The organism is Flintibacter sp. SJQ-8 (assembly GCF_054108085.1).
The window spans coordinates 162,183-173,609 of record NZ_JBPJWR010000001.1 but is presented as its reverse complement, the minus strand read 5'-3'; the positions used below and the strand labels follow the sequence as shown (position 1 = coordinate 173,609).

The window sequence follows — 11,427 nt, the reverse complement described above, 5'->3', positions numbered from 1 at the left end:
TCGGGTCAACTTGTCCCGAACTTTTACAACTAAATACCCGCCGCCCACACAGCGGCACACCGAGCAGGAAATCTGAAAGAAAGGTCTCCTGCTTTTTTTCTGCCCAAAATGAGGTGGTAAAACGCCACCCCGTCCACCAATTAGCGAAAGGAGGGACACGAAATGCCCTGTCCACACAACGAAATCACGATTGTTCAGCGCAGTCAGCGGCAGTCTGCGGTTGCCGCCGCTGCTTACCAGAGTGGCGAAAAACTGTTCTGTGAATATGACCAGCAAGTGAAGCACTACCCGGAAAAGCGTGGTATCGTCCACAATGAAATCCTGCTCCCACCTAATGCCCCACAGGAATATGCAGACCGCAATACTTTGTGGAACGCCGCCGAAGCGGTGGAAAAACAATGGAACTCCCAGCTTGCAAGGCGGTGGGTGCTTACCATCCCCAGAGAGATACCGCCCGACCAGTATGCTGTCCTTGTCCGGGAGTTTTGTGAGCAGCAGTTTGTTTCCAAAGGCATGATTGCTGACTTTGCAATCCATGACCCCCATCCGCCGGGACACAATCCCCACGCCCATGTCATGCTCACTATGAGGGCAATGGACGAACATGGAAAATGGCTTCCCAAGAGCCGCAAGGTTTATGACCTTGACGAAAACGGGGAACGGATAAAACTTCCGTCCGGCAGATGGAAAAGCCACAAGGAGGATACGGTGGATTGGAACGACCAGAAGTATTGCGAAATCTGGCGGCATGAGTGGGAGGTCATCCAGAACCGCTATCTGGAAGCCAATGACCGTCCGGAGCGTGTGGACTTGCGTTCCTATGCCAGACAGGGGCTTGATATTGTCCCCACTGTCCATGAGGGGGCTGCTGTCCGGCAGATGGAAAAGCGTGGTATCCAGACGAATATCGGAAACCTGAACCGGGAAATCAGAGCCGCCAACAGTCTGATGAAGTCCATCCGGCAGCTTATCCAAAACCTCAAAGGCTGGATTACCGAGCTGGGAGAAAAACGGAAAGAGCTGCTTGCACAAAAGGCGGCGGAGGAAGCGACACTTCTTCCCAATCTGCTGATGAAGTACATGGAGATACGAAAGGAAGAACGGAAGGACTGGACAAGGGCTGGACAGAACCGGGGGACTTCACAGGACTTAAAGGCAGTCAGCGAAGCCCTGTCCTATCTCCGGCAAAAGGGGCTTTCCACTGTGGAGGACTTAGAAGCATTTCTGGAATCTTCCGGGAAATCAGCCGCAGATTACCGCAATCAGATGAAGCCAAAGGAAGCCCGCAGCAAAGTGATTGACGGGATTCTTGCCAGCCAGACAGCCTGCAAGGAATGTAAGCCTGTCTATGAGAAGTACCAGAAGATATTTTTTAAGAAAACAAAGGAGAAATTCAAACAGGAACACCCGGAGGTTGCCCGGTATGCGAAAGCCGCCGCCTACCTTGCCAAGCACCCAGACGATAAGGACAGTACCCAAAAGGAGCTGCAAGAGGAGCAGGAAAAACTTCTGGAAGAAATCGCAGAGCTGAAAGTACCACTGACCGAGGTACAGGAGGATTTGAAGAAGCTGCGGGACATCCGCTACTGGGTACGGAAAGCCACCCCCGGCACAGAAGAAAGCAAAGAGCCGCCCAAGAAGCAGCCCATCAAAGAAGTCTTGCAGGATAAGGCAGACGAGAAAAAAGCACAAAGAACTGTCCCGGCACAGACGAAACACAAACAACAGGATATGGAACTTTAACAGGCACTTGCCATTTTCAATCAGAGAATGTCAGGTGCTTTTCTTATTTTCAAGGAGGGACAGATTTGAATGTATTTGAAGCTGTGAAGCAGTCCGTCACAACAAGACAGGCTGCGGAGCATTATGGAATCCATGTAGGTCGGAACGGGATGGCTTGCTGTCCGTTCCATAACGATAAAACCCCAAGCATGAAGCTGGATCGGCGTTACCACTGCTTCGGCTGCGGTGCGGATGGGGATGTGATTGATTTTGCCGCCGCCCTGTATGGGCTGGGAAAGAAAGAAGCCGCCGTACAACTGGCACAGGACTTCGGGCTTTCCTATGAGGACTGGAAACCGCCGGGAAAGGCAAAAAAGCCCAAGTCCCGGCAGAAATCCCCGGAGGAACAGTTTCAGGAAGCAAAAAACCATTGCTTCCGTATCCTTGCCGATTATCTCCACCTACTCCGAGTGTGGAGAAAGGAATATGCCCCGCACTCCCCAGAGGAAATCTTTCATCCCCGGTTTGTGGAAGCCTTACAGAAGCAAGACCAAGTGGAATATCTGCTGGATGTGCTGCTGTTCGGGGAAACAGAGGAAAAAGCGGCTTTGATTACGGACTACGGAAAGGATGTGATACAGCTTGAACAGCGAATGGCAGAGCTTGCAGCCGCAGACGCAGCAAGAACTAAAAAACACCATGAACGCCATGCAGCCGCCCCAGAGCGTTGAGGAAATCAAGGCGGGGCTGGAAACTACCGAGAAAGGCGGTGTCCGTCAGAGCATACGGAACTGCCTGACCGTATTCCAGCGTGACCCGCTGCTTTCCGGGGCTATCGCATACAACATCCTGACCGACCGCAAGGACATCATAAAGCCCATCGGCTTCCACAGGGAAAGCACAGCCCTGAACGATACGGACATGAAGTATCTGCTTCTTTATCTGGAAGAAACCTACGGGCTTACCAATGAGAAAAAGATTGATAACGCCATCGGGATTGTGGCGAATGAAAACAAGTACCATCCCATCCGGGACTATCTCAATACCCTTGTGTGGGACGGGACGGAACGAATCCGTTTCTGCCTGCGGCACTTTCTGGGGGCTGACGCAGACGATTACACCTATGAAGCATTGAAGCTGTTCCTGCTGGGTGCAATCTCACGAGCCTTTCAGCCGGGGTGCAAGTTTGAAATCATGCTCTGTCTGGTAGGCGGTCAGGGGGCTGGCAAGTCCACCTTCTTCCGTCTGCTGGCAGTCCGGGACGAGTGGTTCTCCGATGATTTGCGGAAGCTGGACGATGACAATGTGTACCGCAAGCTGCAAGGTCACTGGATTATCGAAATGTCAGAAATGATGGCAACCGCCAACGCCAAGAGCATTGAGGAAATCAAGTCATTTTTAAGCCGGCAGAAAGAGGTTTACAAAATACCCTATGAAACCCACCCGGCAGACCGCCCCCGTCAGTGCGTGTTTGGCGGCACTTCCAATGCCCTTGACTTCCTGCCCCTTGACCGTTCCGGCAACCGCCGCTTTATCCCCGTCATGGTGTACTCGGAGCAAGCCGAGGTTCACATTTTAGAGGACGAAGCTGCTTCCAGAGCCTATATCGAGCAGATGTGGGCAGAAGCGATGGAGATTTACCGAAGCGGCAGGTTCAAGCTGGCTTTCAGCCCCGCCATGCAGCGGTATCTCAAAGAACACCAGCGGGATTTTATGCCGGAGGACACCAAAGCCGGAATGATACAGGCGTATCTTGATAAGTACACCGGGAGCATGGTCTGTTCCAAGCAGCTCTACAAGGAAGCCTTGAACCATGCCTTTGACGAACCGAAGCAATGGGAAATCCGGGAAATCAACGAGATTATGAACCAGTGCATTTCCGGCTGGCGGTACTTCCCGAACCCAAGAATGTTTTCAGAATATGGCAGACAAAAGGGCTGGGAGCGTGAAAACCCGGCAACGGACTCCGGCAACCCGTCTGAAAAAACGATGGATGGTTTTGTGGAGGTCACAGAACAGATGGAGCTTCCATTCTGAAAATGACAGCCCGTTGCACCCCCTGTTGCTATCCCGTTGCCGAGCCGGTTGCCGGGGAAAACCCCTTATTTCCGGGCTTTTCTCCCTTATAACAACCAAAACAACAGAAAAATAAAAGAAAAGTATAAATAGTAACCATCGCCAGATTGAGATTGTTTGCAAGGTCTTTTGAAGCCCGTTGCCGGACTTCGTTGCCGACACCCTCTGTCTGGCTATTTTCATGTATGGAGGATAACTGCCTATGGCAAAAAACAAAACAGAGATTCATGTGACCACTGTATTTGACGGGGAGCTGGACGCAACCGATGTGTTCGTCAGCCTGATTTCCCAGAAATACGGAAAGACAAATACGAAAGAATATCTTGCTAAAAAGAAAGATTTGAAGTATAATGAAGATGAGGTTCAAAAGAGCCAGATACCGTCTGGATTGTGTGGGTAAATGGCTATGATGAATGAAATGGAATACAGAACAATAGGTTCGGCACTTGCCAGGGGTTATCGTGCAGCGGTCTATTGCAGACTGTCAAAGGACGATGACCTGCAAGGCGAAAGTGCCAGTATCGCAAACCAGCGTGATATGCTGGAAAAATACTGCGAAAAGCAGGGATGGGAGGTTGTGGCAGTCTATCAGGACGATGGCTTCACAGGTCTTAATATGGAGCGTCCTGATTTACAGAGAATGTTGAGAGCCATTGAGCGCAGGCAAATCAACCTTGTCATCACGAAAGACCTCAGCCGACTGGGGCGTAACTATCTGCAAACCGGGCATTTGATTGAGGACTTTTTCCCAAGAAACGGTGTCCGCTATATTGCCATGAATGACGGTATCGACACCCTGCGGGATAACAACGACATCGCCCCGTTCAAGAATATCCTGAACGAGATGTACAGTAAGGATATTTCCAAGAAAGTCCATTCCTCTTATCTTCTGAAAGCGCAGAAAGGACAGTTTACCGGGTGTCTTGCCCCGTTCGGGTATCGGAAAGACCCGGAGGACAAAAACCATCTGCTCATTGACGAGGAAACCGCCCCGATTGTGCGGCTGATTTTCGGATATGCCCTAAACGGTCATGGTCCGAACTATATCCGCAGACGGCTGGAGGAAGAAAAAATCCCCTGCCCCACATGGTGGAACCGGGAACGGGGGCTTCGCAATACCCGCACCAAATGGGAAAAGAAAGACCCGGAAAACGGGCGGTATATGTGGGACTTCTCCGTTATCAAAGACCTTTTGATGAATCCCGTCTACACCGGGGCGATTGCTTCCCAGAAAAAGGACTACCGTTTCAAAATCGGCACGATTGGGGAAAAGAAGCCGGAGGACTGGATTGTGGTGGAGGGACAGCATGAACCGCTGATTGACCGCATGAGCTTTGACATTGTGCAGAACAAGCTGAAATCCCGCCAGCGTCCGGGGCAGACCAATGAAATCAGCCTGTTTGCCGGACTGATAAAATGCGGTGAGTGTGGGAAGTCACTGACGGTACGCTACACAAACGCAAAACATCCCCAGCAGATTTACTCCTGCAAAACCTACAATGCCTTTGGAAAGAACCACTGCACCCAGCACCGGATTGATTATGACACCCTTTACAGCCATGTGCTGCGGAAAATCCGGGAATGTGCCAGAGCCGCCCTGATGGACGGGGAAGCGGTTGCCGACCGCTTGACCAATACCTGTGAAGCCGAGCAGCGGGAACAGCGGGAAGCAATGGAACGCTCCCTCACAAGGGACGAGGAACGGATTGAGGTTCTGGACAAAATGGTAATGCGGCTTTATGAGGATATGATTGCAGGGCGTATCAGTGAACAGAATTTCAACACCATGCTGGAAAAGACACAGACCGAGCAGACGGAGCTTAAAACCAGAGTATCCGAGGGCAGAAAGCGGCTGTCCGATGAAGTCCAACTTGCCAATGACGCAAAGCAATGGGTGGAAGCCATTCAGGAATACGCCAACATCACAGAGCTGGACGCAGCCACCCTCAACCGCTTAATCAAAGAAATCGTCGTGCATGAGCGCATTGACGAAGATAAAACAAGACACATTTCTATCGAAATTCATTTTAATCTCAAACCCATCCCGGAGGTGGAACAGGTCACTGCCTGACCTGTCCCGCCGGGACGGTTCTCTTAAAAACACCATATAGATTCTTTGTACGCCGCCGCCCGCCATCGAGCAGAGTTTTACACCTAATTGGGGATAAAACAGCTCATGGCGGGCGGCGGCGTTGCCCTCATCGGCATCACCCTGATCCCTCTGCTGTCCGGTCTGCTGTCCACCACCTAATGATTCTCCAAAACCGGCGGGGGCTTTCGCTTGATAGCGGGAGCCCCCGCAAAGGAGGTGATCTCCCTTGATATTGGATATGATCCAGGAGTGGTTCAAGGAACTGCTCATTGACGGTATCATTTCAAACCTGACCGGGATGTTTGATACCCTGAATACAAAGGTGGGCGAGATCGCCGGGGAGGTCGGCATGACGCCCGCCGCCTGGAACAGCAGCATCTTCAACATGATCCGAAACCTCTCGGAAACGGTGATTGTCCCCATCGCTGGCATCATCCTCACCTTCGTCATGTGCTACGAGCTGATCCAGCTCATCATCGAGAAAAATAACCTCCACGACTTTGACACCTGGATTTTCTTCAAGTGGATTTTCAAGACCTTCTGCGCGGTGCTGATCGTCACCAACACCTGGAACATCGTCATGGCGGTGTTCGATGTGGCGCAGAATGTGGTCAGTCAGTCGGCGGGGGTCATCATCTCGGACGCAGGCATCGACATTTCCGGCGTGGTGGGCAATCTGGAGACCCAGCTTGCCGACTGGAGCGTGGGCGCCCTGCTGGGGCTGTGGTTCCAGAGTGTGTTCGTGGGGCTGTGTACGCAGATTCTTTCCATCTGTATCTTCCTGGTGATCTACGGCAGAATGATTGAGGTGTATTTGGTCACCTCCATAGGGCCGATTCCCTTTGCCACGATGGTCAACCGGGAATGGGGCTCCACGGGGCAGAACTACCTTCGCTCCCTGCTGGCCCTGGGCTTCCAGGCCTTCCTCATTATGATCTGCGTGGGCATCTATGCCGTGCTGGTGGAGGGCATCTCCACATCCGGCGACAACATATCCGCTGCCATCTGGGGGTGCATGGGCTATACGGTTCTGCTGTGCTACACATTGTTCAAGACCGGCAGCCTTGCAAAATCCCTGTTCGGCGCCCACTAAAGGAGGCAGATATTTGAGAGTAGGCCTTATTGATGTGGACTCGCACAATTTTCCCAACCTGTGCCTGATGAAGCTCTCGGAGTATCACACCAGACACGGGGATCGGGTGGAATGGTGGGACCCTGCAAAGCAATATGACCTTGTTTATAAAAGCCGGGTATTTACAGACACCTATTCCAAAGACACCATACAGGTGAGCAATGCGGATAAGGTCATCCAGGGCGGTACAGGTTACGGCCCCGGCGAAAACCTCCCGCATGAGATCGAGCATATTCGGCCGGACTATTTTCTATATCCGCGGTTTTTAGGTACAGCCTACGGCTTTTTAAGCCGTGGCTGTCCAAGGAACTGCGGATTTTGTATTGTCAGCAAAAAAGAAGGGCGCAGGAGCGTCCGGGTGGCTGATCTTTCCGAGTTTTGGAATGGTGAGGAAGAAATCAAACTGATGGACCCGAACCTGCTTGCCTGTCCCGACCATGAAAGGCTCATTGAACAGCTAATTGAGAGCCGGGCGCTGGTGGACTTTACCCAGGGGCTCGATATTCGCCTTATCAGCCGTGATAATGTATCTCTACTGAACAAAGTGCGGACAAAAGCGGTGCATTTCGCATGGGATAACCGGACGAGGACCTGACGGAGTATTTCCGTCGCTTTCGTGAACTTACTTCCATAAAGAGCGACCGAAACCGCCGTGTCTATGTCCTGACCAATTACGGCAGCACCCATGAACAGGATTTGTACCGGGTAAACACCTTGCGGGCATTGGGATATGATCCCTATGTGATGATCTATGAGCGTCCCACGGCTCCACGCATTACCCGCCATCTGCAAAGATGGGTAAATAATAAACGGATTTTTCATTCCGTATCAGATTTTAAGGACTATGCGCCGATGAAGAAGGAGGTGTGAAACATTGGCTTATGTAACAATCCCGAAGGACCTGAGTCGGATACAGAGCAAGGTCCTGTTCGGGCTGACCAAACGACAAGTGATCTGTTTCGGAGCGGCGGCGCTGGTAGGCGTGCCGCTTTTCTTTTTGGCAAAGGCGAGCCTGGGAACTACCACGGCGGCGCTGTGCATGATCCTGGTGATGCTGCCCTTTTTCCTGTTCGCCATGTATGAGAAGAACGGGCAGCCGCTGGAAGTGTTCCTGGGGCATCTGATCCAGAACAAATTCATCCGGCCGAAGGTACGCATCTACCAGACAAACAATCTCTATTCCGCCCTGGTGCGGCAATCCCAACTGGAACAGGAGGTGAAGCGGATTGCGAGAAAAGGCAGAAAAACCGGCAAAGCGTAAGCTCACCCGTGCCGAGCGCAAGCAGATCGAGGCGGTGATCCGGCAGGCGAAGGGCGACGGAAAAGCCCATACGGTGCAGGACAGCATCCCGTTTCAGAATATGTTCCCGGACGGTCTGTGCAGGCTGGAGGGCGGCGCCTTCTCCAAGACCATTGCCTTTGAGGATGTGAATTACCGCCTGGCTGGGCCGGAGGACCAGCGGAGCATCTTTGAAAGCCTCTGCGACTTCTACAACGGCTACGACCCCTCCATCGGCGTCCAGGTCACTTTGGACAGCCGCAGCGGAGGCAGCGCCGCCGATGAAATGTTCGGCATCACCCGGCAGGGCAACGACCTGGACCCCATCCGGGACGAGGCGGTGGACATCCTGCGGATGCAGTACCGTCGGGGCAACAACGGCTATGTGAAAACCAAGTATGTCACCCTGACCATCGAGGCGGAGAATCTTCCTGCGGCCCGGGCGCGGTTTGCCCGCATTGAAACCGACACCCTCAACCGCTTCAAGGTCATGGGGGCGGCGGCTCATGTGCTGGACGGAAAGGAACGGCTGGAGCTGCTTTACAACATCCTCCACCCGGAGGGAGGGCAATTCGCCTTTGAATGGGACTGGCTCCCGGCCAGCGGCCTTTCGGTGAAGGACTTCATTTCTCCGTCCTCCTTCCACTTCGGGGAGACCCGCACCTTCCGCATCGGAAAGCGGTATGGGGCGGTGTCCTTCCTGCAAATCCTGGCGCCCGAGATGCACGACCGTATCCTCACCGACTTCATGGAGGCGGACGGAAATATCATGGTGACCATGCACATCCGGGGCATCAACCAGAACGAGGCCATCAAAATGGTCAAGCGGAAGATCACCGACCTGGACGCCATGAAGATACAGGAGCAGAAGCGGGCGGTGCGCAGCGGCTACGATATGGACATCCTTCCTTCGGACCTCTCTACATACGGCGGCGCGGCAAAGGACCTGCTCACCGACCTGCAATCCCGCAACGAGAGAATGTTCAACATGACCTTCCTGGTGCTGCACACGGCGGAGACCCGTCAAAAGCTGGAGATCGCCGTATCCCAGGCGGCCAGCGTCGCCCAGACCTATAACTGCCTTCTGACCCGGCTGGACTTCCAGCAGGAGGACGGGCTTATGAGCAGCCTTCCCCTGGGGCTCAACCGCATCAAGATAGAACGGAGCCTGACCACTTCGGCCCTGGCGGTGTTCGTCCCCTTCGTCACCCAGGAGGTGTTCATGGGCGGCGACGCCATGTACTACGGGCTCAACGCCCTTTCCAATAACATGATCCTGCTGGACCGCAAGCAATCCCGCTGTCCCAACGGTCTTGTGTTCGGCACCCCCGGCAGCGGCAAATCCATGAGCTGCAAGCGGGAGATCACCTTTATCATGCTGATGACCCAGGATAATGTCATCATCTGCGACCCGGAGGACGAGTATTCGCCCCTGGTGAAGCGATTGGGCGGTCAGGTGATCCGGCTGTCCCCGTCCAGCACCGACTATGTGAACCCTCTGGACATCAACCTCAACTACTCCGAGGAAGAAAACCCGCTGGCGCTGAAAAGTGATTTCGTCTTATCCTTCTGCGAGCTCATCATGGGCAGCAAGACGGGGCTGGAGGCCATCGAGAAAACCGTCATTGACCGGGCGGTACAGATGATCTACCAGCCCTACTTTGCCGATCCCCGGCCAGAGAATATGCCCATTCTGGGCGACCTGATGAACGCCCTTCTGTCCCAGCACATCCCGGAGGCCGACCGAGTGGCCCAGGCGCTGGACCTCTATGTGAACGGTTCGCTGAACTTCTTCAACCACCGTACCACCGTGGACATCTCCAACCGCCTTGTCTGCTTTGACATCAAGGGCCTGGGCAAGAACCTGAAAAAGCCGGGGATGCTCATTGTTCAGGATGCGGTGTGGAACACCGTTACCATCAACCGGGCTATCGGGCGCTCCACCTGGTATTTCGTGGACGAGTTCCACCTTTTGCTGAAGGAGGAACAGACCGCCGCATACAGCGCCGAGATTTGGAAACGGTTCAGAAAATGGGGCGGTATCCCTACCGGGGCGACCCAGAACCCCAAAGACCTGCTTTCCTCCCCGGAGATCGAAAACATCCTGGAAAACAGCGACTTCATCTATATGCTCAACCAGGCGGCGGGAGACCGGAAGATACTGGCGGAGCGGCTGAACATTTCATCGGAGCAGCTTGCCTATGTGACCAACTCCGAGCCGGGCCACGGGCTGCTGTTCTTCAACAATGTCATCCTGCCCTTTGCGGATGACTTCCCGAAAGACACCGAGCTCTATAAATTGCTCACCACCAAGCCCAGCGAGGTTGCACACGAAACTGTGGACGACGAAAAGGAGGACCAGAATGGATAACAAGATGGCGGTTTTCAATAACCGCGAATTTGGCAGCATCCGAGTGATCGAAGAAAACGGCAATTATCTGTTTTGCGGATTTGATGTTGCGAAAGCCCTGGGATATGCAAAACCGAGGAACGCCATCAATACGCATTGTAAGGGGGCCCTGAAACGGGGCGCCCTTACAGAAGGAGGCGTACAGGAATTGACATTCATCCCGGAGGGTGATGTGTACCGCCTGATCGTTCATAGTCGGCTGCCTGGTGCGGAACGCTTTGAAAAATGGGTGTTTGACGAAGTTCTCCCCATGATCCGCAAGACGGGCGGGTACATGACTGCCTCCCTTCTGGAGCAGGCGGCGGAAAAACCGGAAATATTGCTGGCTTTTGCCGACCAGCTTCTTGCCGAGCATGAGAAAAACCGGCAGCTCTCCGGCGAGGTGGAACGGCTGCGGCCGAAAGCAGATTTTTATGACGCCTTTGTCCATGAAGAAAACTGCACCAATATCCGAGCCACGGCGAAAGAACTGCAAATCGGGGAGCGTGCGTTTTGCCGTTTCCTGATGGACGCGGGATTTCTGTACCGCTGCCCGGCCGGATACCTTCTGCCCTATGCCAAGCCCTCCAATAACGGATTATTCCGTGTGAAGGACTTCTGGAAATATGGGCATTTTGGACAGCAGACCTTGATTACGCCCCAGGGCAAAAATGTGATCCGTCTGCTGCTGGATGATGGGCAAATGCGGCTGGAATGGAAGGAAAGGATGGGATAAG

The 11,427-nt window shown here is 53.4% G+C and carries 10 protein-coding genes and 2 pseudogenes; 11 read left to right on the top strand and 1 reads right to left on the bottom strand.

Going from position 1 to position 11,427, the window contains the following annotated elements; genetic code table 11:
• Nucleotides 1–162 precede the first annotated feature (162 nt).
• From mobQ to ACSAMP_RS00860, 3 genes are all read left to right on the top strand, one after another.
• Nucleotides 163–1,743, top strand: coding sequence for a MobQ family relaxase (gene mobQ, locus ACSAMP_RS00870; RefSeq protein WP_457799218.1), 1,581 nt, complete (start codon nucleotides 163–165; stop codon nucleotides 1,741–1,743).
• A gap of 65 nt (nucleotides 1,744–1,808) precedes the next feature.
• On the top strand, nucleotides 1,809–2,453 hold the full coding sequence (locus ACSAMP_RS00865) for a CHC2 zinc finger domain-containing protein (protein WP_117930459.1): 645 nt from the start codon (nucleotides 1,809–1,811) through the stop codon (nucleotides 2,451–2,453).
• Complete coding sequence (locus tag ACSAMP_RS00860; RefSeq protein ID WP_117567769.1) at nucleotides 2,422–3,759, top strand: virulence-associated E family protein; 1,338 nt, start codon at nucleotides 2,422–2,424, stop codon at nucleotides 3,757–3,759. The genes ACSAMP_RS00865 and ACSAMP_RS00860 overlap by 32 nt, the downstream gene beginning before the upstream one ends.
• A gap of 28 nt (nucleotides 3,760–3,787) precedes the next feature.
• Here ACSAMP_RS00860 and ACSAMP_RS00855 read toward each other — a convergent pair whose 3' ends face one another.
• The gene (locus tag ACSAMP_RS00855) at nucleotides 3,788–4,027 is read right to left on the bottom strand and encodes a hypothetical protein (protein WP_021682886.1); all 240 of its coding nucleotides are present in this window, start codon (nucleotides 4,025–4,027) and stop codon (nucleotides 3,788–3,790) included.
• On the opposite strand from ACSAMP_RS00855, the gene ACSAMP_RS00850 reads away from it, so the two are divergent.
• The 8 genes and pseudogenes from ACSAMP_RS00850 (at nucleotide 4,001) to ACSAMP_RS00815 (ending at nucleotide 11,426) form a co-directional block, all read left to right on the top strand.
• Nucleotides 4,001–4,198 (top strand): hypothetical protein, encoded by a 198-nt coding sequence (locus ACSAMP_RS00850; RefSeq protein WP_004612761.1) that lies wholly within the window; start codon nucleotides 4,001–4,003, stop codon nucleotides 4,196–4,198. The genes ACSAMP_RS00855 and ACSAMP_RS00850 overlap by 27 nt on opposite strands.
• Nucleotides 4,199–5,869, top strand: a complete 1,671-nt coding sequence (locus ACSAMP_RS00845) for a recombinase family protein (protein WP_457799217.1) — start codon at nucleotides 4,199–4,201, stop codon at nucleotides 5,867–5,869. It begins immediately after the preceding gene.
• Nucleotides 5,870–5,959: 90 nt separating this feature from the next.
• Nucleotides 5,960–6,049 (top strand): annotated as a pseudogene (locus tag ACSAMP_RS00840) (Maff2 family mobile element protein); the annotation flags it as partial.
• A 79-nt stretch (nucleotides 6,050–6,128) separates the two neighbouring features.
• On the top strand, nucleotides 6,129–6,983 hold the full coding sequence (locus ACSAMP_RS00835) for a VirB6/TrbL-like conjugal transfer protein, CD1112 family (RefSeq protein WP_118235807.1): 855 nt from the start codon (nucleotides 6,129–6,131) through the stop codon (nucleotides 6,981–6,983).
• A gap of 13 nt (nucleotides 6,984–6,996) precedes the next feature.
• Nucleotides 6,997–7,892 (top strand): annotated as a pseudogene (locus tag ACSAMP_RS00830) (radical SAM protein).
• 4 nt (nucleotides 7,893–7,896) lie between these two features.
• Nucleotides 7,897–8,283 carry a PrgI family protein gene (locus tag ACSAMP_RS00825; protein WP_059004499.1) on the top strand — a complete coding sequence of 129 codons (387 nt, stop codon included), beginning with the start codon at nucleotides 7,897–7,899 and terminating at the stop codon, nucleotides 8,281–8,283.
• Complete coding sequence (locus ACSAMP_RS00820) at nucleotides 8,249–10,672, top strand: VirB4-like conjugal transfer ATPase, CD1110 family (RefSeq protein ID WP_118235785.1); 2,424 nt, start codon at nucleotides 8,249–8,251, stop codon at nucleotides 10,670–10,672. Before ACSAMP_RS00825 ends, ACSAMP_RS00820 begins: the two co-directional genes overlap by 35 nt.
• On the top strand, nucleotides 10,665–11,426 hold the full coding sequence (locus ACSAMP_RS00815) for a BRO family protein (RefSeq protein ID WP_117515655.1): 762 nt from the start codon (nucleotides 10,665–10,667) through the stop codon (nucleotides 11,424–11,426). The genes ACSAMP_RS00820 and ACSAMP_RS00815 overlap by 8 nt, the downstream gene beginning before the upstream one ends.
• The last annotated feature ends 1 nt before the right edge of the window (nucleotide 11,427 follow it).

What these genes read in the sequence shown, in the direction of transcription:
- ACSAMP_RS00850 (WP_004612761.1), top strand. Translation starts at nt 4,001, where the DNA reads ATGGCAAAAAACAAAACAGAGATTCATGTGACCACTGTATTTGACGGG.
- ACSAMP_RS00860 (WP_117567769.1), top strand. Translation starts at nt 2,422, where the DNA reads ATGAACGCCATGCAGCCGCCCCAGAGCGTTGAGGAAATCAAGGCGGGG.
- ACSAMP_RS00815 (WP_117515655.1), top strand. Translation starts at nt 10,665, where the DNA reads ATGGATAACAAGATGGCGGTTTTCAATAACCGCGAATTTGGCAGCATC.
- mobQ (WP_457799218.1), top strand. Translation starts at nt 163, where the DNA reads ATGCCCTGTCCACACAACGAAATCACGATTGTTCAGCGCAGTCAGCGG.
- ACSAMP_RS00845 (WP_457799217.1), top strand. Translation starts at nt 4,199, where the DNA reads ATGGCTATGATGAATGAAATGGAATACAGAACAATAGGTTCGGCACTT.
- ACSAMP_RS00855 (WP_021682886.1), bottom strand. Translation starts at nt 4,027, where the DNA reads ATGAATCTCTGTTTTGTTTTTTGCCATAGGCAGTTATCCTCCATACAT.
- ACSAMP_RS00835 (WP_118235807.1), top strand. Translation starts at nt 6,129, where the DNA reads ATGATCCAGGAGTGGTTCAAGGAACTGCTCATTGACGGTATCATTTCA.